This is a genomic window from Nesterenkonia massiliensis, from assembly GCF_000455245.1.
Taxonomy (GTDB): domain Bacteria; phylum Actinomycetota; class Actinomycetes; order Actinomycetales; family Micrococcaceae; genus Nesterenkonia; species Nesterenkonia rhizosphaerae.
The window spans coordinates 115,998-140,807 of the sequence record NZ_HG005166.1 but is presented as its reverse complement, the minus strand read 5'-3'; the positions used below and the strand labels follow the sequence as shown (position 1 = coordinate 140,807).

Here is a 24,810-nt window from a genome sequence, read left to right as displayed (position 1 = left end):
GCTTTGAGCTGCTGCTCCGAGCGCGGACCCGTAAACGACCGGACGGTGAGAGGATCAGACCTCTTCGACTGAGCTGGGCTCCGCGCGGGAAAGGTCGATGCCGAGCTCCTCTGCCGCACTGAAGCCGGAGTCATCACTGTCAGCGTCGCGCATCTCGAATGCGTGACCCTGATCGTTGAGGACCTCGACGTTCAGGCAGAGGGACTGCATCTCCTTGATCAGAACCTTGAACGACTCGGGCACACCCGGCTCGGGGATGTCCTCGCCCTTGACGATCGCCTCGTAGACCTTCACACGACCGTGAATGTCATCGGACTTGATGGTCAACAGCTCCTGCAGGGTGTAGGCGGACCCGTAGGCCTCCAGGGCCCACACTTCCATCTCACCGAAGCGCTGGCCGCCGAACTGCGCCTTACCGCCCAGCGGCTGCTGGGTGATCATGGAGTACGGGCCGGTGGAGCGGGCGTGGATCTTGTCATCCACCAGGTGGTGCAGCTTCAGGATGTACATGTAGCCCACGGACACCGGCTCTGGGAACGGCTCGCCGGAGCGTCCGTCGAAGAGCTGCGCCTTACCGGAGGGCTGAACCATCTTGTCGCCGTCGCGGTTGGGGTTGATGGACTCCAGAATGCCGGTGAGCTCACGAGGCTCGGCACCGTCGAACACCGGGGTGGCGACCTTGGTGGGGCCGGTCTCACGCGGGAGGTTCGGCAGGTCCTTGACCCACTCCGGCTCACCCTCGATCTTCCAGCCCTGCTTCGCGGCCCAGCCCAGGTGGATCTCCATGACCTGACCGATGTTCATACGGCCCGGAACGCCCATCGGGTTGAGCACGACGTCGACCGGGGTGCCGTCGGGCAGGAAGGGCATGTCCTCGACCGGAAGGATCTTGGAGATGACGCCCTTGTTGCCGTGACGGCCGGCGAGCTTATCGCCGTCGGTGATCTTGCGCTTCTGTGCCACGTAGACACGCACCACCTGGTTGACGCCCGGGGGAAGGTCGTGGCCTTCCTCAGCGTCGAGCACGCGCACGCCGATGACAGTGCCGGACTCGCCGTGGGGCACCTTCAGAGAGGTGTCGCGGACTTCGCGGGACTTCTCGCCGAAGATGGCGCGCAGCAGGCGCTCCTCGGGGGTCAGCTCGGTCTCGCCCTTGGGAGTGACGCGGCCGACCAGGATATCTCCTGCCTCGACCTCAGCACCGACGTGGATGATGCCGCGCTCATCGAGCTGAGCAAGCATCTCCTCGGAGACGTTCGGGATGTCCCGGGTGATCTCCTCGGCGCCCAGCTTGGTGTCGCGGGCATCGACCTCGTGCTCCTCGATGTGGATCGAGGTCAGGACATCGTCCTGCACCAGGCGCTGGGACAGGATGATGGCGTCCTCGAAGTTGTGACCCTCCCAGGACATGAAGGCCACCAGCAGGTTCTTGCCCAGTGCCAGCTCGCCGGCCTCGGTGGAGGGACCGTCGGCGATGATGGACTGGTACTCGACCCGGTCGCCTTCGGTCACGCGCACACGCTGGTTGTAGGCGTTGCCTTGGTTGGAACGCTGGAACTTCATGATCGGGTAGTGCGTCTGGGTGCCGTCGTCGTTGAGGACGGTGACCAGATCAGCAGCGACGCTGGTGACCACACCGGCCTTCTGAGCGGTGACGGAGTCGCCGGCGTCAACCGCCACGAACTTCTCCATACCGGTACCGACCAGCGGGGACTCGGACTCCAGCAGCGGCACAGCCTGGCGCTGCATGTTGGCGCCCATGAGCGCGCGGTTGGCGTCGTCGTGCTCCAGGAACGGAATCAGAGCGGTTGCCACAGACACCATCTGACGCGGGGAGACGTCCATGTAGTCGATGTCAGCAGGAGCCACCAGAACCGGCTCACCCTGCTCACCGCCGGAGGCGTCAGCGCGGCCACGGCAGAGCACAGCTTCTTCAACGAAGGAGCCGTCCTCATTCAGCGGCGCGTTGGCCTGGGCGATCTGGGCCACCAGCTCATCATCAGCGGTCAGGTACTCGATCTGGTCGGTGACCTTGCCGTCGACGACCTTGCGGTAGGGGGTCTCGATGAAGCCGAAGTTGTTGATGCGTCCGTAAGTCGCCAGCGAGCCGATCAGACCGATGTTCGGGCCTTCAGGGGTTTCGATGGGGCACATACGGCCGTAGTGCGACGGGTGAACGTCACGGACCTCCATGCCGGCGCGGTCACGGGAGAGACCGCCGGGGCCCAGTGCGGACAGACGACGCTTGTGGGTCAGGCCCGCCAGCGGGTTGTTCTGGTCCATGAACTGGGACAGCTGGGAGGTGCCGAAGAACTCCTTGATGGAGGCCACCACGGGGCGGATGTTGATCAGCGTCTGCGGGGTGATCGCTTCAACGTCCTGGGTGGTCATCCGCTCGCGGACAACGCGCTCCATGCGGGACAGGCCGGTGCGGACCTGGTTCTCGATGAGCTCGCCGACGGCGCGGATGCGACGGTTGCCGAAGTGGTCGATGTCATCAACGGTGACCGGCAGCTCCACCTCTTCGCCGTCGCGGATGCCCTTGATAGTGGGGACACCAGCGTGCAGAGCGCACAGGTAGTGGATCATCGCCACGATGTCATCTTCAGTGAGCACCGAGGCGTCAGCGTCGCTGAAGTCCTTGTCCACGCCCAGCTTGCGGTTGAGCTTGTAGCGGCCCACCTTTGCCAGGTCGTAGCGCTTGAGGGTGAAGTAGAGGGACTCCAGCAGGGAGCGGCCAGCCTCGACAGTCGGCGGCTCGCCCGGACGCAGCTTGCGGTAGATGTCCAGCAGGGCGTCTTCCTGGCCTTCGAAGGTGTCCTTCTCCAGGGTGGCGCGGATGGAGTCGTAATCACCGAACTCCTCCACAATGCGGGACTCGGTCCAGCCCAGCGCCTTCAGCAGTACGGTGACCGGCTGCTTGCGCTTACGGTCCAGACGCACACCGACCTGATCGCGCTTGTCGATCTCCAGCTCAAACCACGCGCCGCGGGAGGGGATGACTTTGGCGGTGTAGATGTCCTTGTCGCTGGTCTTGTCCTGGGAGCGCTCAAAGTAAGCGCCCGGGGAGCGGACCAGCTGGGAGACGACCACACGCTCGGTGCCGTTGATGATGAACGTGCCGCGATCGGTCATGAGCGGGAAGTCGCCCATGAACACGGTCTGCTGCTTGATCTCACCGGTGTTGTGGTTCATGAACTCGGCCTTGACGTACAGCGGGCCGAGTAGGTGGTGTCGTGGTCTTTGCACTCCTCCACCGTCATCTTGGGGTCAGCGAACTCCGGATCGGAGAAGCTCAGGGACATGGTGCCCTGGAAGTCTTCGATCGGGGACATCTCCTCGAAGATGTCAGCCAGACCCGAGGTGTCGGAGACTCCCTTGATGCCCTTCTGACGGGCGTCTTCGACACGAGCGGCCCAGCGCTCATTGCCGACCAGCCGGTCAAAGGACTCGATCTGCAGAGCCAGGAGCTCCGGGACATCGAGGGGTTCGTGGATCTTTGCGAATGAGAGTCGGCCAGCGTATTCAGCGGTACGGGCCGAGGCAGCGGTTTGATTTGAGGTGCTCGAGGCGACCAAGAGGGATCCTTCCACAGACCTGTCGTATTCCGTGTCTTAGCGTCACAGAGAGATGCCCACCGCTATATGAAGGCATGACAAATGGAGACGACGCGAAGTTACAGGATATAGGAAAGAAGAGGGCACGCGCAAGTGCACGGCAAATGGGCCCTAAAGAACGGGCGCGCACCACACATTAGCACTAAGCACGACGACGTTGCTCACCGCGCCACGCCGGCAAGTTCAAGCTCCTCGGCAAAGTGACACGCCGCTTGTCGGCCCCCATCCAGGGAGCGAAGCTCAGGTGTCTTTTCGGCACAGATGTCCTGGGCGAATCGGCAGCGGTTCCGGAAGGGACAGCCGCTGGGCCGCTGGGCCGGATCGGGCAGCTCCCCGGAGATCTCCACCTTGGCGCGAGCCCGCTGCCGCACCGGATCAGGGATCGGAACCGCGGAGAGGAGAGTTTCGGTGTAGGGGTGCCGCGGGCGGGAGAACAGTGCCGCTGTCGGTGCGGTTTCCACCAGACGTCCCAAGTACATCACCGCCACCCGGTCTGCCAGATGTTCAACGGTGGAGAGATCATGGGAGATGAACAGGTAGCTCAGTCCCCGCTGTTCCTGCAGCCTGGCAAGCAGGTCGAGGATCTGGGCCCGGACCGAGACATCCAGCGCCGAGACTGCTTCATCAGCAACAAGGACCTGCGGATCTGTAGCGATGGCGCGGGCAATGCCGATGCGCTGGCGCTGACCTCCGGAGAAGGCATGCGGGTAGCGCTCCAGATGCTCAGGCTCCAGGCCCACCAACTCCAACAGTTCCACCAACTGACGGCGATCAACCTTCTGTGACACCGCTCCGCGCTGATACCGCAGCGGTTCGCTGAGGATGTCATGCACGGTCATCCGGGGATTCAGCGAGGCGAAGGGATCCTGGAACACCATGCGCATCTGCTGCCGGTAGTCCCCCAGCATCCGCTCCGGCGCCGTGGCCACATCAGCCTTCTCCCCCGCATCGGTGAGATTCTCCAGGATCTGACCTGAATTCGGCTTCTCCACGCGCAACAGGCTCTTCGCCAGCGTGGACTTCCCGCATCCAGACTCCCCCACCAGGCCCAAGGTCTCGCCCGGGAAGATATCGAAGCTCACGCCGTCGACGGCGTGGAGCTGATTGCGCTTCATGCCCAACAGTCCGGACTTCAGGGTAAAGCTGCGCGTCAGATCCCGGACCTGGATCAGCGGCTCCGGCGCAGCGGGGCCTTCCTGGTCTGCGGAGGAGTGGGCAAGGGTCGACGACGGCGTGGATCCGACCTCAGGGGTGGAGGCCCGGGCAGTTGTGGAGCGCAGAGCTGGAGTGGCCTCGAGCAGCATCCGGGTATAGGCGTGCTGCGGCCTGGCGAAGAGGTCGAAGACCGGCTGAGATTCCACCACTTCCCCGCGGCGCATCACCGAGACCTGATCCGCCATCTCCGCAACGACTCCGAGGTCATGGGTGATGAACAGAATGGCCATTTCACGCTCAGCTTGGATATCTCTGAGCAGCCCGAGGATCTGCGCCTGCGTGGTGACATCCAGGGCCGTGGTCGGCTCATCAGCAATCAGCAGTCGGGGCTCGCCGGCGAGGGCGATAGCGATCATCGCCCGCTGCCGCATGCCGCCGGAGAGTTCAAAGGGGTAGGCCTTGGCGCGTAGTTCAGGCCGCGGAATGCGCACATCGCGCAGCGCCTCCACCGCGGCATCCCAGGCCGCTTTCTTGTCCAACCCGCGGTGAAGCCGCATGGCTTCGGCAATCTGGGCACCAACTGTGTGCATGGGTGAAAGGCTGCGGGCGGGCTCCTGGAAGATCATCCCGATCTCACCACCGCGGATATGCCGCATGCGCCGCCCGCGTGCCTTGAGGTCGGCAAGATCCAGGATCTGCCCGTCGGACTGGCTGAAGAGCACCTGTCCGGAGGCGATGCGCCCCGGCGGGTCCAGCAGTCCCAACGCGGCCCGTGCCGTCTGCGATTTGCCAGAACCCGACTCGCCCACAAGGGCGTGTATCTCCCCGGCGGCAATGTCCAAGTTGGCGCCGCGGACCGCGGTGACCAGTCCTTCATCCGTAGGGAACTCCACGGTAAGTCCGTTGACCTGAAGCAGTGCCGGTTCGGCTAAGGCGGTGGTCGCCGTCGTTGCGGGGTGTCCCTGCAGCGGTTCGGTCATCGGATTGACTCCTGGGCTGGTGCTCTCATGGTGCGGGGTGCTCACTTGGCTCCCTCATACGGGTCTGCAGCGTCGCGAAGGCCATCGCCGAGGAAGTTCAGGGCGAGGGTGGAGATCACCACAGCTGCTGAGGGAACGATCAGCAGCCAGGGTGCCGTGATGACGCTGCGGATATTCTGTGCTTCCTGGAGCAGCACGCCCCAGGAGACGATTGGCGGTTGGAGCCCAAGCCCGAGGAAGCTCAGCGAGGTCTCGGCAAGGATCATGGCAGGAACAGCCAAGGTGACCGAGGCGATGATGTGGCTGGTCAGGCTGGGCAGGATATGCCGCCGGATGACCCTGGCTCTGCTGGCTCCATCCAGTCGGGCGGCCACCACATAGTCCTCGCTGCGCAGGGTGAGGACTCTGCCTCGGACCTCCCTGGACAGTGAGGTCCAACCGATCAGCGACAGCAGCACGGTAATGGCGAAGTAGATGGTCAGCGGCCCCCAATCACGAGGCAGGGCTGCCGCCAATGCCATCCACAGCGGAAGAGTGGGCAGAGACATGAAGACTTCGGTGATCCGCTGGATCACCGCATCAATGGGCCCCCTGAAGAATCCGGCCAGGGCACCCAGAGTGATGCCGATGATCAGGGAGAGGACTACACCGATGAGTCCGATGGACATGGAGATCTGGGTGCCGTAGATGGCCCGGGAGAAGATATCCCGGCCATTGGCATCGGCCCCGAAGAGGTAGAACGGAGCATCGGGCTCAAGGGGTGCAAAGACTTTGCGGTCAGTCTCGAAAAGGCCCAAGAACCGGTATTCGTGACCGGAGGGGACGAAGAACCCGAGTTTATGCAGTTCATCAGGATTCTCGGTGTAGTACCGATTCCAGGAGACCTCGTCGAACTCTTGGGTGTATCCGTGGACGTAGAGGCCGAGGCCGCGTCCGTCTCCGGGATCAGTGACAGTGATGGACTGCGGCGGAGCATAGGGATAGTCAGGGTTGTAATGGGCCGCCGGACGCGGTGCTAGGACATCGGCGAAAATCGCAATGAGATAGACGGCGATAATGATCCACAGCGAGACCACGGCCAGCTTGTGGCGCTTAAAGCGCCGCCAGATCAGGGACCGCGAGGAGCGCTTGCCGTCGTCGGCTGGTTCGGCTGAGCTGGGGCCCTGGTCCTTGGGCTGCTCGGGGATAGTTCCTTCCAAGGTGGTCACTGCGCGGCTCCTGAATGCTGTCGGCGGACTCGCGGATCGGCCCATGCCAGGACCAGGTCAGAAATGACGGTGCCGATAACGGTCAAGACCCCCAAGATCAGTAGGAAGCTGCCGGCCAGGTACATGTCCTGATTGCGCAGCGCCCCCAGCAGCACCGGGCCGGTGGTAGGCAGAGAGAGCACCGAAGAGACGATGACCTCACCGGAGATCACCGAGGGGATCGCGTACCCCACCGTGGAGATGAAGGGGTTCATAGCGGCTCGCACCGGGTAGCGCATCAGCAGCACATTCTCGCGCTGGCCCCGAGCCCGGGCCGCCACCACATAGGGCTGGGTGAGCTCATCGGCGAGATTGGCGCGGGTAATACGTATCAGCCCGGCGGTACCTGCTGTGGCGATGATCAGTGCGGGCACTATCAAGTTCCTGATCAGATCCAGGGCCTTGGCAGGGGACCATTCGGCCTCCACATAGTCCGGACTGAACAACCCACCGACGCTCATGCCGAAGTACTTGAATGCGATGTACATGAACACCAGCGCCAGCACGAAGTTCGGCACTGAGAGTCCGATGAACCCTAAAAAGGTGAAGAAATAGTCACCGATGGAGTAGCGCTTGACGGCGGTGTAGATGCCGATGGCGAAGGCGATGATCCAGGTCAGCAGCAGGGCGCCCCCGGCAAGGAGCAGCGTAAATGGCAGGTGCTCCAGGATCACGTCAGTTGCCGGGCGGTTCCAGCGGAAGGAGTACCCGAAGTCACCGCGCAGCAGAATGCCGCTGATCCAGGCCCAGTACTGGGCGTACCAGGGTTGGTCCAGCGCATATCTCTCACGCAGCACCGATACCTGCTCCGCGTTGAGACGCCGTCCTTCCATCTCCATATTGGCCATCAGGACGGAGACGAAGTCCCCCGGAGGCGCCTGGATGATGAAGAAGCAGACCAGCGAGATCAGCCATATGGTCAGCAGCGACCAGCCGATGCGGCGGATCATGTAGGTCAGCATCGTCGTCTCAGGTCCTCCGGGGGATGGTGTCAGTGATGAATCGGCAGCTGTCAGTTCGCGCCGGGACTACTCGGGCAGGTCTTCGCCCTCGTACTCGTCTACGTACTCCTGGGCGTCTTCCTCGTCATCGGCCACGGCCTCATCCGGGTTCTCCCACCACCACAGTGCGGGGTATGAAGGGCCGGGGTTCTGGTAAGCGCTGGCTTCGAAGAGTTCATGCGGTGCGTTGCGCAGATCATTGGCGACGACGCCGGCCCGGTTGGGGCTTGTGGAGACACCGATAGTCCAGAACGCCTCAGCAGAGACATCCAGCAGCTCGTGCATGAGCTCCGCCTGGCGTTCCTGGTCAGCGGTCACCAGGATCTCGTCGTAGATTTCCCACTGGCGCCATGCCGGGGAGTCCTGCGGCGGTGCTTCACCGGCGTCCTCGCCGTCGAGGTAGTACGAACCCCAGGACCAGGCGTATGCACCGGAGTCGCCGTAGGGCATATACCAGTGCGGACGCAGGATGGCGTCCTGCAGGCCGGCTGAGCCGTCACGGACATAGACATCGAATTCGCCGGCGTCGCGACGCTCATTACGCAGGTCACGGTCCATCGACTGGATCTCCATGGTGATGCCCACCTCTGCCCAGTGGCCCTGAGCAAGCTCCAGGACGCGGGCATGTTCTACGGAACGGTCGGTGGCCACATCAACAGCGAAGGTGAATGGTGTGCCGTCTGGGCCGAGGCGGCGGCCGTCGTCGTCCTTATCGGGGAGCACCTCGTCGAGGTACTCAGCAGCCAGGTCCAGATCGAAGTCTAGGTACTGGGTGGCGAGTTCCTCGTGGTAGTACGGGGAGCCCTCACGCGGGGCAGCCTGTGCTGGTTCCCCCTGGCCGAAGTAGACCAACTCGATGATCTCGTCGCGATTCAGCGCGTGGCTCAGACCAGCCTTGAAGTTCAGGTCGGTGAAGACTTCGCGCATCTGCTCATCCGGGTGGATGTGGTTGAAGTTGAACAGCAGGGTGTTCATATCCGTGGAGGTGACATCAATCAGGCTGAAGTCATATTCGTCCATGGACTCCGCCAGCAGCGGGCGGAAGTCGTGATCGAAGTGACGGTCCTGGTAGGAGATGTTTCCGGCTGCTGCGCGGAAGGCGATGACTTCGGCGGAATCGAAGACGTCGAAGACCAGGCGGTCGATATAGGGCAGCTGGTTGCCGTCCTCATCAACCTTCCAGTAGTAGGGGTTGCGCACTGCGGTGACGCGGGTGCCCTCATAGGCGGGATTCTCGATGATCCACGGGTTGAGCTGGGGCAGCTCGGGGTTCATCCACCGGGAGTCGAAACCGGTGCCCAGGGTGACCCAGCCCTTGGCGGTGAACATATCCGCCCAGTCCTCGTAACCCTCCTCTTCGGCCATCTGCTCGGCATCAGAGTTGTAGTCAGCGTGGAACTGCTCCAGGTAGTGGCGTGGGAAGCGGTGGAACTTTCCATCCTCTTCTGCGCGGGCCAGCTGCATGAGGAACAAGCCATGCGGGGCCTGGAACTTCAGCTCCACAGTGTGCTCATCAATGGCGGTGACCTCAGGCCAGTTGCCTTCCGGGTCCATGAGGTACTCAGTGGGCCCCGGGGTGAGGGCCTCATTCATGAGCACATCCTGGTAACCGAAGACAATGTCATCAGAGGTGAAGGGCTCACCGTCAGACCAGCGGATGCCCTCCTGCAGGTGGAAGGTATAGGTGGTGGCGTCTTCAGAGACCTCCCACTGCCGTGCCACACCGGGGGTCAGCTCCGAAGACCAGTCACCATCCCAGCGCACCATGGGCTCATAGGCAGCGTAACGGCGGATGAGAGAGTCATCGTCGTTGCCGTTCATGGCCATCTGCAGCTCGCCGCCGTACTGGCCCACACCATCCTTGCCGATCAGGGTCACCGCCTCGGCCGGCATACGGTCCTGCAGCTCGGGGAGCTCCCCGGCCTCGACACGCTCGGCGAGCTGCGGGGACTCTGCAGTGGGGGCGGTGAGCTGGTCTGCCAGGGCTGGTGATCCGTTGGCCATGCCGGTGTCGATATGGCCGGTGCTGCTGTTGTCCTCGGTGGGCTCTGACGCTGCCGGGGCGGTTGCCCCGCAGGATGTCAGCGCCAGTGCCGCGACCGTCAGCGCTGTGGCTGCCGATGCTGCATATCGCATAGTGATGCCTCTCAAGTGTGGTGTGCCAGTGGTGAACGAACAGCCCCAAGGGCTTCTGGATCGCTCCAGTTGTCACGCTAGGGACGCTAAGTAATCTCTCGGTGAACTCTCTGGTGACTTACGGGGAAGAATTCTGCGGAATTCACTGGATCGTTCCAGTGATCGACGGCGCTCAGTTCAGCAGTGCCAGGATCTGCCCGGGATGATCCACAACTGAGGTAGCCCATCCGGTCTCCAGCGCCTGCTGCAGCTCTGCGTCAGTGCCGGAACCGCCGCGGGTAAGGATGCGGCGACCGATCCCCACCTGCTGAGCCCCCATGGCGTCGTTAAAGGGCTTATCGCCCACCATCACGGCCTCTTCGGGGGCCACTGAGGCCATGCGCAGGGCGTAGCGGAAGATGTCCGGGTGGGGTTTCTTAAGCCCGAGTTCATCGGAGCAGACCCAGCCGGCCACCAGGTGATCCAGCCCGTAGCCGGCGATGATGCTGCGAACCCCGCGGCCGCAGATGGTGTTGGAGACGATGATCACCGGGATGCCAGCCTCTTTGCAGTGCAGCAGGAGATCCCGGATGCCTTCGCGCTCGCGCTTATGAGATTTGGAGCGGTAGAGCGACATCTGCAGCGACTCGGCCTCGGCGAGCAGCACCTCGGTCTGCTGCGGGGTCACTGACTCCTTGGTGAACTCGCCCCAGTAAAGCCGCGGGGTCACTTCCTTGTAGGTGCCCTGTGCTTCCTGCGCGTCTTTATATTCCTTGTACCGCTGATGTGCAGCCTCAATGATCTCCAGCCCGCGGCCTTCCGCCACGGGGCATCCGGCGCGCAGCAGCGCCTGCTCAACTGCCTCGGCGGCTTCTGCGAAGGGCTGCTGCGGCTTGACGGTATCGGAAATGACCCCGCCGTGGTCCAGCAGCAGGGCTCGCACCGGCACGGCACCGGAGCTGGCAGCAGTCCCGGCGGCGTCATCCTGATCCACTGCGGGGTCAGATTCAGCCGCGAGGACTTCCGCCGGCTCAGTGGCCTGCAGCAGCTGGAGGAGCTCGGCGGGGTTGTCGACGACGGCCTCGGCCGTATCGTCAATGGGGAACGGCGGGTTATCGGTGTGCTGAGAACGCGTGAGGATCACCGCTCCCACACCGGCGCGTCGGCCGGCCACCAGATCGCGGTCCATAGTGTCGCCCACATACCAGGCGTCTTTGAGGTCGACCCCGAGCCCACGGGCAGCCCGACCCAGCATGTCTGGGTGCGGCTTGCGAATTCCGGCCTCATCCGAATAGATCTGAGTCCCGAACACGCCGTCGAGCCCCAGCGCGGTCAACAGTCGGCGGTGGCTGCGTCCGGAGTGCGCATTGGAGACGATGCCTAAGGCAATGCCGTTCTGCTGCGCGTAGCTGATGAGCTCCGGCACGCCGTCGCGCAGGTTGTGGTCAGTCAGCGCAGTGGACATCTCATCCAGCAGCTCGGCACCCCAGCCGGTCAGCAGCGCCCGGGCCGGATCCTCCAGGTCGCTGAAGTAGAAGTCGCCGATGATCTCTGCCACGGTGAGCTCACGGGGTTCCCGGCGCCGCGAGGAGGAGTGCTTCCAGTGCTTCAGCCCCGCCGCACCGGCGGCCAGGCACTGCTCCAGCCGTTCGGCAGCCACTGGTGCCCCGGCCTCTTCGAGCCGACGGGACAGGGCCTGCGCGAACTCGCGGCGACCCTCGGGACGCTTTGCCGTCAGGATGATCACTCCCCCGAAGTCCAGCAGCAGGGCACGGGGAGTCCTGCGCAGAGCAGCAGGCAGGGAGGTGAGCGTCATGAGGATCCTCTCGGTGGAATGTGATTCGCGGGGCTGAACGCCTTAAGGAGCTGGAACGTTTCAGCAAGGCCCGGTGTCCGAAAGTACGAACACCCGGTGACGCGTTGGAGTACCGAAGGTAAACAGCTCTGGAACGTTCCACGACAATTCGCTGGAACGCGCCAGTTTCGGGCCCGCGCGCACTTCAGCCGCCATACGCTGAACCTGAATCGCTCGCTTTTCTTACTAAGAGGTTCACCCCACGATGACTGGACTCCGCTCTGCCCCTGAAAAGGTGCCTGCCCGCCGTCGCTCTGGCCGAGCGCCCACGATCCATGATGTGGCCCTGGCTGCGGGGGTATCGAAGTCAGCGGTCTCCCTGGCCATTCGCAATCAGCGCGGGGTCTCAGAAGCTACCCGCGAGCACATCCTCTCGGTGGCTCAGGAGCTGGGCTACCGGTCCAATGTGTGGGCCCGTTCCCTGGTGCAGGGACGCACCGGGCTGGTGGGGGTGCTGCTGCAAGATCTGGGCAATAGCTACCACCGCGACCTCACCTTCGGCGTCGAAGACACCGCCGTGGAGAATGACCTGCGCCTAGTGATCGCCCACGGACGCCGCGATCCTCACCGCATGCAGGCGGAGCTGGCTTCGCTCCTGGCCTTGGGTGTGGAAGGCGTGGTGATTGTGTCCTCCTGGGTGCCTCCCCAGTCCCTAGAGCGAATCGGCAGACGGGTGCCGCTGGTCGTGGTAGGCCGCTTGCCTGAGCGGGTCAGCGGAATCGACACCGTAGCCAACCACGATGAGCTCGGTGCGAAGCTCGCCGTGGAGCATCTGGTGAGCCTGGGGCATACCCGCATTGCCCATCTGACGGGTTCCTCTCGTCCGGCTGCGATGCACCGCAGGCAGGCTTTCTCCGAGATCGTGCGGAACCTGCTGCCCGGTATAGAGCCGCAGATCGAAGGACCTGAGCATCTCGACGCCGCTATCAAGTACCTCATCTTCCAGCTCCAGGAAGAGGCTTCAGCCCCCACGGCGGTGTTTACCCAGAACGACAGGATCGCCGCTGACCTCGTAGGGGCCTGTCTGGATGCTGGATTGCGTATCCCCGAGCAGCTCAGCGTGGTCGGCTATGACAATTCCAGCGTGTGCAGAATGCTCCGCCCGCAGCTGACCAGCGTGGATCAACCTCGCACTGAGATGGGGCGGATGGCTTTGGAGATGCTGCTGGAGAGGATCGGCGGCCGGATAGAGGATCGGCACATCACCATTGCGCCGTCCCTGGAGGTCCGGGCCTCCACCGCTGCCCCACGCAATGGATGACGCCGAACGCCTCCGGTTCCCGTCGAGCCTGGCTGGCCCGCTGAATAGGGTCGAGCCTGGCTGGCCCGCTGAATAGGGAGGGCCTTCCTCAGACGCAGTCTGGAATGTACAGCCCTTCCGCTGCCAGAATTCGGGCAGTCTCTACAGCGTCAACGTGCCTCCCGACCGTCACCCCTCCGGCGACGGGTGCCACAGAGTGCATGATCGTGTGGTCGTAAACGTGGACTAGATGAACTGCCTGTGCGGCATCGCGCCCACGTGTTCCACGTCCCGGCGTGAACAAGTCCTGCGTGTAGCAGGTGGCGGCTGCCACCGAGACCGGTATTCCCGCAAAGGTCGCAGAGGTGGAGTAGTGCAAGTGTCCGCCGAGAATGGCGCGAACATCCGAACCCCGGAGCACTGTCGCCAACCGTTGCTGATCGCGCAGTTCGACGGTGATGGCCAAGTCCTGCACGCAGGGAACCGGCGGATGGTGCAGCGCCAGGATGGTGCCTTCAGGTGACGGTTCCGCTAGTACCTGTGTGAGCCACTGCAGCTGTTCGTCGGTGATCTCACCGTGAGCGTAGCCCGGCACCGTGCTGTCCAGGACCACAATGCGCAGCCCGCCGATCATGACCACCCGGTCATAGGGCGCACCCGAGGGTGCTTCGTCGAGGAGATGCTCATACATGGCTTCGCGATGATCGTGGTTGCCCATCACCCAGATCAACTCGGCCCCCAACCTCCTCGCCGCAGGCTCCAGCACCGATCGTAAGTCCCGGTAGGCTTCAGGCTCCCCAAGGTCAGCGAGGTCGCCGGTGATGATGATTGCCTCCGGTTGGACGCCACTGTCCACCAGAGAAGTCACCAGCTGCCTCAACCGGGCCCGCGGGTCGCCAGTTCCGGAGAGCAGCTCACCCGGTCGCACGAAGTGAGTATCGGAGATATGCACTATGAAATGCCGCGGACGCGGGTATTCGGCGGCGCGCAGTCGGGGAAGTTCGACAGGGACCATCGTGGTCGACTGTTCAGACTGACCAGGGTCGGGCAGTGCGGAACTCTGCTGTTCGGGAAAACGGTTCATCCTAGCCTTTCGATGATGCTCGGCGGGGTGCGCCGACGGTACGCCCGGGAACCAGCGTGCCCGGAATCAACTCACGCACAACTGACTGGCCTGCCTCTGCCACCCCTGGGGCGGCATGGCCTTGCATGTCACTGCCAACGGGCGCGGCTGAAGGATCCTGGGCAGCAGGGCGCTTCTGCAGCAGGCTCTGAAGCTGAGCCACCGTGCGTTCGGCCAGCTTCTCCACCCCGATGCGGTAGGTGGAGAGTCCCATGAGGTCAATGCCGGGCAGGACCCCGTCGCACCCGGTGACGGAGTAATCCTCTGGAGCGTGAAGACCCGCGGCGCTGAAGGTCCTCATGACCTCTAGCTGCCTCAGGTCGTTGGGACACAGCACGGCGGTGACTTCACCACTGCGGACCAGATCCAGGGCGTGGGCGACGGCGTCGTCATTCTGCTGCCCGAGCGGGATCTCATGGACATGAACTCCGCGGGCACGTAGGGCACGAGCCATTGCATCTGCGCGCACGAATTCGGGATAGGACAACTGCGCAGGCGACTGAAGCACAGCAGCTGCACGGTGGCCGGCAGTTGCCACGAGTTCGGCGATCTCAGTCCCTGCGCGGACCTCGTCATAGGAGACCGCATGCAAATAGGAGCTGGACTCCGGGCGGCCGGCGCGAAGGATGGGAAGGCGAGCGTGAAAAGGTTCGAGTTCTTCGCTACTGACCCCGCCGGTGGAGACGATCAGTCCGGAAACACGCAAGCCCACAAGCCAATGCAGGCTGGTGATCTGTTCCGGACCGGGATCCGTGGGGTCGGAGCTGATAGTGGTGGAGACCAGGTGCAACCCCGCATTCCGGGCTTCCTGATGCAACCGGGTGAACAGCAGACCGTAGGCCGGGTTCGAAGCATCCCTGAGCATCAGCCCAATTGTGGTGGATGTCTGATGCGCCAGTCCTGCAGCCATCACATTAGGCACATAGCCCAGTCTCAGGGCAGCTTGGCGGACCTTGGCCTGAGTGCCCTCCGAGACTCGTCCCCTCCCCAGCAACGCTCGGGAGACGGTAGATTTTGAGACGCCTGCGGCATGGGCGACATCATCAATAGTGGGCGGCGTGCTGGGGTCTGTGTCAGGTCTCACGCAGCACGCTCCAGGCGTCGTCGCCGGTAGTCGGCTAATAGCCAGGGCCAGTCGGTCTGAATCATCGTAATGCCCAGATCAACCAGATGTCCCCAGCCTTCCTCGGGATCGACAAAGAGGGACGTTTCATCGTCGTACCCGGCAAACAGGGGAATCCCATCGGTGAGCATTTCGGCGTTGGCGGTGACGATCAATCCCCGGTCCCGAAGCTCAGCGATGAAAGTGGGGTCTGCGAGCTCGTGCTCGGGGCTATCAGCAATCAGCTCGACTGCGACAGTGTTGATTTGTGGAATCGCCAGCACACGGTGCAGGTCTGCGACGCTACGGCATATGGGCATCAGCTGATACGGCTCCGGGTGATCGGCAAGAACACTCAAGGCGCGGTTGTCATGTGCCGAGCATTTCAGTAGCACGTGATCTGTCACGTTCTGCCTGTCCAGATACGGCAGCATCTCGGTCCACCAATCCCAGGACCGATCGAGGTTCACCACGCCTGACGGCGGCAACGCCCTGAGGATCTCCTCCAAGGTGGCAACCCGAGCAGTGCTGGCCTCACGATCGGCGTGAATGTACCTCAGTGCCCGGATCTCCTCGGCTGGACAGCTGCGAAGATCGAGGTCAGTGCCGAGCAACCGCTGCTCGGCGCCGTCGTGGAATGCGAAGAACTCTCCGTCCGCTGACCGAATGACATCGATCTCCACGGCATCAGCGCCTGATCGTAGAGCTGCTATCACTGCCTGCGGTGTGTTCTCCACCACCAGGCCAGACACGGTGCCGCGATGAGCCAAAATCAGGAAACCCGCACTAGCTGCGAGGCACTTGTTCAGCATCACGATCGCGGCTCCGCTCCTGCCGGTGCAGCTGCGGCCGCAGGTGCATACCCGGTGGCTTGCGCGCCGGGGACCGGCTGATGGACCAAGCGCGCCACCGATGGAACGTGTTCACTTCCTGAAGGAGCTTCTCGCTGCCCCCGTGGACGACGACGCCGTTGCGTAGTCGTCCTTCCATAGACCAACCACATGACCGCCGTGGAGATCACCATGATCAGCACTGTGTAGACGAAGGTGTTGGCGCGAGCGTTGAGGTCTGTCGTGGATTGGGTGTTTTGGTGAATGACCGGACCCAGCGGCTGATAGAGCGGATGCGCCAGGAAAACGGTGGTGTCGTAGTCATCCACCAGAGAGATGAAGTTCAATCCGAAAACAGCAGCTGCCACTGGCAGCACCGCAGGCAGCAGGATTCTCCGGAAGATCGTCCAGTTCCCTGCGCCCATCAGCACTGCAGCCTCCTCCAAAGAGTGGTTGATGGAGGCGAAGGCAGCCTTCATCAGACGCAGAGTGAAGGGGATCTTGATGATCACATAGGCGACCAGCAGAATGACCGGGGTGCCGCTGAGGGCGTTATTGAACAGCAACGGACTCGATGTGTCGAAACTGAGGATAAGCCCCAGGGCGATCATCGCGCCGGGGAGCAACCACGGCACATGCAGCAGGTATTCAAATGTTGTCGAGACTCCGTTGCGGTACTTCACCAGAATCCGCACGACGACTAACAGCCCGACGCCGACGATGGCCGAGGCCAGGGCGCTGTAAGTGATGGAGACCAGGAAGGGACGCAGCGCATTGGGCTGGGTGAGGACCCGCTGATAGTTCTCCCAGGACATATTGGCCACTGCGAAAGCATTGGTCTCGATGCTGTAGGAGTCCACGAACGAGTAGAGAACTATGAGGACCGGGGGCGCGATGTAGATGAGGAAGAGAGCATAGGCCCCTGCATGAACGGCCAGGTTCGCCACTGGATTGGAGATTCTCTGTTTATCCAGTGGAGTAGCCACTTTGGACAGGGAGAAGTAGGTGCCGCCTGCTTCCATACGGGTGAGGAATACCAGCACCGCGATTGTCGCCATCCCTAGCACCAGAGCCATGAGGGCAGCCAGATCCCGTGAGTGTGGTGAACTCGCGAAGGAGAGGATCATCGGGGCGATCGTTTGGAAGTCTCGGCCGCCTAAGACAATCGGGGCGGACAGAGCCCCCAGCCCGGTGAGGAAGCTGAGGATGGTGATCGCGAAGATCATCGGCTTGACCGTGGGGAGTACCACCCTGCGAAGAATGGTCCAGTCTCCTGCGCCCATGTTCTTTGCTGCTTCAATAGTCTGCTGGTCTACTTTGGCGATCGCCGACGAGAGAAACAGCAGGTGATTGGTCGTCGTCGCAAAAGTCATGACGACCAGCACAGCGAAGAAGCCTTGGAACCAATCGGGGTCCATTCCAGGAAGAATCTGCAGCAGGGCTTCGGTGACAATACCGTCGCTGCCATAGATGAAGCGGTAGGCCGCGGCGACTACGATGCCGCCGTAGACGAGCGTGGTCGCGTACCCCAGCCACAGGATCCGGCTACCGCGGATGTGGAAGTACTTAGTCACCAGCACGATGAAAACTCCGACTACGTTGGTGGACACGGCCAGGGCCAATGCCAGCAGTAGTGAGTTCCATAGAGAACGCATCGCTCTTTCCGAGGACAGGATGCGCTCAACGGCCCGGCCCGAGAATTCGCCGGCGGGGAAGAACGTCTCGAACAGTAGGTTGATATTTGGCCACAGGAGCAGCGCGACGACGAACCAGCTCAGGATCAGCAAGCTGACGACTGCGAAGGGAGACTTAAGCATCTGCTTCACGGTGGACTTCATACTCACGCCCCTGCCGAAGTGGTTCTTACCGCGTGAGCTGCAGCGTCCTGACCGTGATCATCGGATATCGCATAGCTGAGCACGTGCCTGGGGTGGATGCCTACCTCCACCGTCTGCCCTGGTTCAGGACGTGCCGCCCCGTCCTCTCGTTGGAGGATCTTCAACTCGGTTCCGAGAACTTCCACGGTGTAGATGGTGTGCGTGCCGTGATACGCCTGTGCCAGCACAGTGCCGGTGAATCGTGCATATCCGACCGGCAGCGGAGACCCTTCGGTCTCTAGCAGCGCCTTCTCCAGCCGAAGATAGCTGGATAGCCCAGGACGCAGCCCCAGCACGGGGGTTAGTTCAGCGCTGAGTGACGTAGCAGCGCCGATGAAGGTGCAGACGAACTCTGTAGCGGAGCTATCGTAGATTTCGCGAGGCGCACCGACTTGCTCCACACGGCCACGGTTGAACACTGCGATGCGGTCCGACATCGTGAGTGCCTCGTCCTGATCATGGGTGACGTACACGGTAGTGATGCCGAACTCTGACTGCAGCTCTTTCAGCTGGGCCCGCAGTTGATGACGCAGTTTAGCGTCGAGGTTGGACAGCGGTTCATCCAGCAGCAGTATCTTCGGCTGCAGAACCAGCGCCCGAGCGATGGCCACGCGCTGTTGCTGGCCGCCGGAAAGCTCGGCGGGGTTCTTCTCCAGCTGCTCCTCGGTGAGGTCTACCCTGCGGGCGACATCGGCTACGAGTTTCTGGCGTTCGCTTCTGTTGTGCTTGCGAAGCTTCAGGCCGAAGGCGATGTTCTCCCACACGTTCATCGAGGGGAACAAGGCGTAGTTCTGAAACACCATCCCCACCTGGCGCTTGTCACTGGGCAGGTGGGTAACGCGCTTGTTGTCCACGTAGACATCCCCGCGGGTGGGGGTGACGAAACCTGCCAGGGTGCGCAGAGCAGTGGTCTTGCCGCACCCTGAGGGGCCGAGAAGGGTGAAGAACTCCCCCTTGGCCACCTCCAGACTCAGATCTGGGATTGCGGTGAAGTCCCCGAACTGGACTCCGACGTTCTCGTAGCGGATCACGGGATGTACTCGAGCTCGATCTTCTCGATCCACGCGGGCAGGTTCTCAGCGACAAATTCCCAATCGATGTCCTGGATCTGCAGATTCTCGTGAAGCTCTACGATCTGCTCATCGGCCTGATCGATAGCACCCTGGATGGCTGGCATCGAGCCGAAGTTCTCGCTCCACTCCGCCTGGATCTCAGCACTTCCGAACCAGTCGACGAATTCCTGTGCCTGATCTTCCTGATCGGTGCCGTTCACCACCGCAACCTGCTCCACGGCGAAGGGAATACCGATCTCAGGTTCCATCATGCCGACTTCGATACCGTACTGGTCTTCTCGATTGAAGATGGATGAGGTGCCGGGCTGCTGCGCCATGTCGACTTCCCTATCGGCCAGGCGAACCCAAGCATCAGTCTCTGGAACGGCACTGTTGCCGTGTTCGAAATACAACTCGACCTGCTCCCATCCCTCATCAGAGATGCCGAGCTCCCCTTCCGGATCCTGATAGCGGGTGAGAATGCCGGAGAACACCATTTGGGTAGTCGCGCCGCCGAGGTCGATGACGCTCTCGTAGCGTCCGTGCCACTGTTCGTCGCTCCACAGGTCAGTCCAGTCGGAAGGAGCTTCTTCAGGGCTGACCGCATCGAGGTTGTACACCAGGGGAATGCCCTGCTGGACGATTGGATGGAAGTAGCCTTCGCCCGAAGGATCGCCCAATGCAGGATCAGATACGTCCTGTGCCCATTCAGGGGTATACGGCGCGATGGCCTCAGCTGCTACCAGCTGCGAGAAGAAGACGTGGTTCAAACCGAATACCACGTCCGCCACGGGATTACCCGCCTCAGCGATGAGACGGTTGGTGAGATCGCCGCCCCCAATGCCGACAACTTCGATCTCGAAGCCTTCCTCGGCAGCACGCTCGGTGAGCCAGTCGGCTGACTGCTGTCCCTCGGCGTTGGTGTGGGAATCGGAGTTGGTGTAGACCACAAGAGTAGAGCCGTTTGCCTGGACATCATCTGCGGAAGCCTCCGCGGATTCGTTGGCGTCGCCGCCACAAGCGGTCAGAGCCAACAGGCCGAGCACGCCGGCTGCCGCAAGTCCGTTGCGTGCCCGACGGGACATCAAGGGGAGTGTCATTTGCGCATCTTTCTGTGTCATGGGATCTCAGGAGCGAAAGTGCGGGAACGCTCCCGCACAAGTCAGAGTGTGCGCAGTCTCCATGACATGGACCTAAGCAAAACGTGACAAACAGGTGAATTCTGGGCAACCAGTTACACAGTGCTTCGGTCAAACTCCTATGCGCGATGGCGACGAGCTGCCGTCACCGTGGGCGCTCAGACGATGCGACGCTGTTCGGCCCAGCGGGTCAGCTCATGTCGGCTGGACAGCTGCAGTTTGCGGAGCACCTTGGAGACGTGGGTTTCCACGGTCTTAATGGAGATGAACAGGTCTGAGGCAATCTCCCGGTAGGTGTAACCCCGGGCGATCAGCCGCATGACTTCCACCTCACGTGCTGAGAGTCTGTCCAGCTCTTCATCGCGGACGTCCTCCACCACACCGGAGGTGCCAAAGGCATCCAGCACAAAACCCGCCAGTCGAGGCGAGAACACCGCATCCCCGGAGGCCACGGATTCCACTGCCTCCACGAGCTCTGCGGCACTGATGGTCTTGGTGACGTAGCCTCTGGCGCCAGCTCGGATCACCGAGACGACGTCTTCGGCCTGGTCAGAAACGCTGATGGCCAGGAACTTCACTTCCTCCAGAAGGTCCCGGCACAGCTTGACCACTTCAGCCCCGCCCCCGCCGGTGCCACCGGGCAAATGCACATCAAGAAGCACCACTTCAGGAACCTGCTGGCGGATCACCGCGGCAGCAGATTCGACGTCGGGAGCCTCGGCCACCACATCAACACAACCGGCAAGCTCAGCGCGCAGCCCGGTGCGAAAAATTGCGTGATCATCAACAATCACGACACGACGAACAGGTGCTGGGGTGCTCATGCGGTGCTCTCCTGGGTGCTGGGGGAATCTACGGGGATGCACAGTTCCACTTCTGTGCCGCGAGCACTGGAGCGGATCCGTGCGTGCCCGCCTGCTCGCTTCATCCGGCCGATAATCGACTCCCGGACGCCAAGCCGATCCTCTCCAATGGACTCGACATCAAAACCTGCGCCCCTGTCACGAACAAAGACCGCATCCTCTCGCGCATTGGACTCGATATACACCGAGGCCGGGCCAGCGTGCTTGATGGCATTGAGGATGGCTTCCCGGGCTGCGGCCACAAGAGCGGAATGATCACTGCGCTGGGAATCGCCCACAGCGACCACCTCCACCGGCACCGAATGCACCTCTTCAAGCTCAGCGGCAACTGCCAACAGCTGATCTTTCAACGTCCCTGAGTCGGCCGCATTCTGCCGGTACAGCCATGCGCGCAGCTGCCTCTCCTGGCTGCGGGCAAGACGTTCGACGGCGGCCGGATCCGCTTTCTGCTTCTGAATCATGGCCAGTGTCTGCAGCACTGAGTCATGCAGATGTGCCGCGATATCTGCGCGTTCTGCCTCAGCCGCAGCACGGGCTCGCTCGAGATTGGAGGTGCGATAGAGCCGAATCAGCCAGGGCGCCACCACCAATGCCAGGCCGGCCAGCAGCATAGCGGCCAGCACCAGTCCCAGGATCAGATTTCCCCCGGACACCATGCCCGCCGCGATGACCACTACCGCTATCAGCACCAGAAATGCGCCTGCGACCACCTGCCACAGCGCACCGGCGCGCGTGCTCTCACCTCGTGCCGCCTGCCCGGATGTGCTGCGATCAAGCTGCGACCATGCCAGCAGCACGCCGATCAGCAGCACCGCAGGAGGCACAATCATCCGGAAGTCGATCTCAACCCCGACCATCTGCAGCATCAGCAGCACACCCGCACCCAGCAGCAGCCCCCCAAGCAGCACCTCAGGGGAACTGGTCAAGGAATCCAGCAGCTGTTTGTCACGAACCTGCCGATCCCGACTCTCCCAGGCGGCGTCGTCGCTATTCGCTGCAGTATGGGAGGAACTTGCAGCCTCTGCACCCTGCACTGCAGGACCGCTGAGACCCCGGGCAGCTGCCTCGGGGACCGGTTCCTGATCGCTTGGCACAAAGATCCAGAGCCAGCAGTAGAGCAGCAGCCCCACACCGCCGGCCAGGGTTAGCAGAATCATCACCACACGCACCACGGGGACCGAAAATCCAAGATGCCGGGAAAGCCCAAGACACACACCGGCCACCGGCGTGCCGACAGCACGGCGCAGCGGCGGGCGCACCAGGGCGGGACGCGGCGATGCTGCAGTCTCGGGGTTCATAGGGCCATCCTGCCACGGGCACCGCTATCAAACCCTCGTTGGAGGCAAGATTCCGGGCCACAAGCTCCGCAGATCAGGGGTGAATCAGGGGGAACCCGCATAGCGGACAATGCATCTCCAGCGGCAAGCTTGAAGCATGGACAACGCATACTCCTCCGCCCCGCACGGCGAACCCGGTCCGGGTCGACCCGAGGCCGGGCATCAGCTCTTCAACTGGATCCGCTCCACAGGCATCAGCCGACCCGAAGGCGGCTGGGCCGGGGGTGTGTTCGCTGCGGCAGCCCAGCGCTTGGGCTGGGACGCCGCCCTGGTGCGCGGCCTCGGCGTCGTCGCCTTCATCCTCTTCTTCTCCCCCACTGCACTGATCTACGGTCTCGCGTGGTTATTCCTGCCGGATACCCACGGTCGGATCCACGCACAGCAGGCGCTTCGCGGGGAGTACCCGAGCGGGCTGTGGGGCGCGGCCGCTCTCACCCTGATCGGTGCGGTCAATGTCTTCACTCCGGTGAGCATTGCTGGCCCCTTCGCAGTGCTGCTGAACCTGATGATCCTGGGCGTAGTGGCTTGGGTGGTGTATCTGGTCTTCCGCAACTGGCGACACAGCGACGCCCCCTCCCCCTATGACGCTCCAGACGCAGGCCGCGGGCACACCGGGACCGGCTCCCGCCCTTTTTCTCCCGCTGAGTCGTCAGCAGGCTCGTCCGCGGACGACGACGGCTCAGCACGCAACGCACAGCGGCCCGACGGCAAACCCGCCTGGTATCCCAAGGAGACGGCTGGCGCCGCTGCCAGCTCGGCGGCCGAGCACGGTGATCCAACCTCTTCAGCGACGGGGCCTGCAGCAGGTGGCTACGCCGGAGCCGCTGCAGGAACGCGCAGCAAACCCGCAGGGTACAGCGCACCGGTCACCCCCGCGGAAGCGCCGGAGCCTGCTGAGGACCCTCGCGAGCGCGAGGCGCGCCGGCGTCGTCGTCTGGTGACCTTAGGCATCCTGCTGCTGGCCCTTCCGCTGCTGGCAGCTGCTGCCTGGTTCGGAGCGGGCGTCGGTCTTTCCAGCCCCACTGCAGTGCTGGTGGCACTGGCCGGTCTGGTGGCTTTGCTGGGGCTGGCCAATATTGTCTCCGGGCTACGAGGCCGGAAGGGCCGCACCGGACTGTTGATGATTTTCACGGTGCTGATGATGGTGCTCTTCTCCGGATACAGCACCGGCATCGATGGCCGCGGCGCCAACTACGTCTTCGGCGACTACTACAGCGAAAGCCAGTCAGTGAACACGGCGTTCTCCAACACCACTGTGGATCTGCGGCAGCTGCGCGAGCAGATGGCTCAGGAGGCCGGTGAGGATCCTCAGGATGCGGACTGGGGATACAGCACCTCAGTGGAGATCAACTCGGCCTTCGCCAACACCACAGTCATCGTTCCGGATAATACGCATGTGGTGACCAAGAACGCTCATGCTCTCAGCAATATGGAGATCCGGGCCGGGGACTTTTGGCACAACGTGGCGGGCTTCGGAACCCCTGACGTGGACTTCGGCAATGAAGGACCCACCGTGCCGACGGACACCATCGAACTCAACTTGAACTCGGCATTCGGCAACCTCACCATCTACGACGCCAGCACCTATGACCAGGAGGTCCTGGGCAACTGGGACGAGAGCTACTGGGACGACGAGGACGAACAGGACCCGCAGCTCGAGGAGTACCACGACACCGGATTCATGGACCCTGAGTACCGGTCCTGGCTGCGCGAACTGGAGTTGGACGACAATTATGAGAACTACCTGCAGTGGCAGGAAGAGGTGACCGATGATGAATAACAGAACGAACGACGACGCCACATGCCCGCTGGGCACCAGGCATCAGCCCACCGCGTCTATGCCCAGCCCGAGCGAACCCAAGGACGTCGATGCGCTGCTTGCCGAGTCCCTGAAGGCTCAGTCAGAGATGGACTTCACCTGGAAGGAACCAGAGCGGAAGCCCCGCTGGTGGCAGCGTGCAGAAATGCAGCAGCACAGCAGCGTGTACTCCAGCGGGCCAACGACCCCGGTTGGACCGTCGTCGGTATATCCGCGTACTACCGACAGGGAGAAGCCCGGCATCCGCACCGGGACGATGGTATTCGGGGTCATCTGCCTGTTGCTGGCGATGTGGGTCATCGCCTCGGTGGTCTTTTCAGTCAGTGTTGACCCCATCACCGTGGCATTGGTGATCTGCACCTTGGCAGGCCTGACGCTTGTGATAGCAGGTCTGAAACCCAAGCCTGGGCAGCGCATCTAGAACGCACAGCACATAAAAGGACCCCCGGAGAAAATCT

Annotated in this window: 16 protein-coding genes and 1 pseudogene; 3 read left to right on the top strand and 14 right to left on the bottom strand. The window is 62.6% G+C overall.

All coding sequences use genetic code 11. The features are described 5' to 3' along the window. Positions 1-54: 54 nt before the first annotated feature. The 6 genes and pseudogenes from rpoB to TX78_RS03785 form a co-directional block, all read right to left on the bottom strand. Positions 55-3,578 (bottom strand): annotated as a pseudogene (rpoB, locus tag TX78_RS03810) (DNA-directed RNA polymerase subunit beta). Positions 3,579-3,778: 200 nt separating this feature from the next. Next, positions 3,779-5,797 (bottom strand): ABC transporter ATP-binding protein, encoded by a 2,019-nt coding sequence (locus tag TX78_RS03805; RefSeq protein WP_069956237.1) that lies wholly within the window; start codon positions 5,795-5,797, stop codon positions 3,779-3,781. Beyond that, positions 5,794-6,960, bottom strand: coding sequence for an ABC transporter permease (locus tag TX78_RS03800; RefSeq protein WP_044493854.1), 1,167 nt, complete (start codon positions 6,958-6,960; stop codon positions 5,794-5,796). Before TX78_RS03800 ends, TX78_RS03805 begins: the two co-directional genes overlap by 4 nt. After that, entirely contained in the window at positions 6,957-7,961 is a 1,005-nt protein-coding gene (locus TX78_RS03795; protein WP_044493853.1) for an ABC transporter permease, read from the bottom strand. Before TX78_RS03795 ends, TX78_RS03800 begins: the two co-directional genes overlap by 4 nt. Positions 7,962-8,027: 66 nt before the next feature. Next, positions 8,028-10,136: an ABC transporter substrate-binding protein gene (locus tag TX78_RS03790; protein ID WP_049897427.1), complete on the bottom strand. Its 2,109-nt coding sequence runs from the start codon at positions 10,134-10,136 to the stop codon at positions 8,028-8,030. A gap of 172 nt (positions 10,137-10,308) precedes the next feature. After that, entirely contained in the window at positions 10,309-11,931 is a 1,623-nt protein-coding gene (locus tag TX78_RS03785) for an HAD family hydrolase (RefSeq protein ID WP_044493848.1), read from the bottom strand. Positions 11,932-12,175: 244 nt separating this feature from the next. On the opposite strand from TX78_RS03785, the gene TX78_RS03780 reads away from it, so the two are divergent. Further along, positions 12,176-13,231: a LacI family DNA-binding transcriptional regulator gene (locus TX78_RS03780; RefSeq protein ID WP_044493845.1), complete on the top strand. Its 1,056-nt coding sequence runs from the start codon at positions 12,176-12,178 to the stop codon at positions 13,229-13,231. Between the two features lie 88 nt (positions 13,232-13,319). Here the strand turns inward: TX78_RS03780 and TX78_RS03775 are convergent, their stop codons facing one another. The 8 genes from TX78_RS03775 to TX78_RS03740 form a co-directional block, all read right to left on the bottom strand. Next, positions 13,320-14,294: a phosphodiesterase gene (locus TX78_RS03775; protein WP_324603307.1), complete on the bottom strand. Its 975-nt coding sequence runs from the start codon at positions 14,292-14,294 to the stop codon at positions 13,320-13,322. A 1-nt stretch (position 14,295) separates the two neighbouring features. Further along, the gene (locus TX78_RS03770; protein WP_081652546.1) at positions 14,296-15,417 is read right to left on the bottom strand and encodes a LacI family DNA-binding transcriptional regulator; all 1,122 of its coding nucleotides are present in this window, start codon (positions 15,415-15,417) and stop codon (positions 14,296-14,298) included. Then, the gene (locus tag TX78_RS03765) at positions 15,414-16,247 is read right to left on the bottom strand and encodes a glycerophosphodiester phosphodiesterase family protein (RefSeq protein WP_044493843.1); all 834 of its coding nucleotides are present in this window, start codon (positions 16,245-16,247) and stop codon (positions 15,414-15,416) included. The genes TX78_RS03770 and TX78_RS03765 overlap by 4 nt, the downstream gene beginning before the upstream one ends. Beyond that, the gene (locus tag TX78_RS03760) at positions 16,247-18,082 is read right to left on the bottom strand and encodes an ABC transporter permease (protein WP_233722180.1); all 1,836 of its coding nucleotides are present in this window, start codon (positions 18,080-18,082) and stop codon (positions 16,247-16,249) included. The genes TX78_RS03765 and TX78_RS03760 overlap by 1 nt, the downstream gene beginning before the upstream one ends. Before the next feature lie 23 nt (positions 18,083-18,105). Beyond that, positions 18,106-19,173 (bottom strand): ABC transporter ATP-binding protein, encoded by a 1,068-nt coding sequence (locus TX78_RS03755; protein WP_069956236.1) that lies wholly within the window; start codon positions 19,171-19,173, stop codon positions 18,106-18,108. Next, complete coding sequence (locus tag TX78_RS03750) at positions 19,170-20,294, bottom strand: extracellular solute-binding protein (RefSeq protein WP_233722153.1); 1,125 nt, start codon at positions 20,292-20,294, stop codon at positions 19,170-19,172. Before TX78_RS03750 ends, TX78_RS03755 begins: the two co-directional genes overlap by 4 nt. Positions 20,295-20,491: 197 nt before the next feature. Continuing rightward, positions 20,492-21,157, bottom strand: coding sequence for a LuxR C-terminal-related transcriptional regulator (locus tag TX78_RS03745; RefSeq protein ID WP_044493839.1), 666 nt, complete (start codon positions 21,155-21,157; stop codon positions 20,492-20,494). Further along, a complete protein-coding gene (locus tag TX78_RS03740; protein WP_044493836.1) occupies positions 21,154-22,494 on the bottom strand; it encodes an ATP-binding protein in 1,341 nt (446 codons plus the stop codon). Before TX78_RS03740 ends, TX78_RS03745 begins: the two co-directional genes overlap by 4 nt. Before the next feature lie 136 nt (positions 22,495-22,630). On the opposite strand from TX78_RS03740, the gene TX78_RS03735 reads away from it, so the two are divergent. Further along, a complete protein-coding gene (locus tag TX78_RS03735) occupies positions 22,631-24,313 on the top strand; it encodes a PspC domain-containing protein (RefSeq protein WP_044493834.1) in 1,683 nt (560 codons plus the stop codon). Beyond that, positions 24,306-24,773, top strand: coding sequence for a hypothetical protein (locus TX78_RS03730; RefSeq protein WP_158644293.1), 468 nt, complete (start codon positions 24,306-24,308; stop codon positions 24,771-24,773). Before TX78_RS03735 ends, TX78_RS03730 begins: the two co-directional genes overlap by 8 nt. The last annotated feature ends 37 nt before the right edge of the window (positions 24,774-24,810 follow it).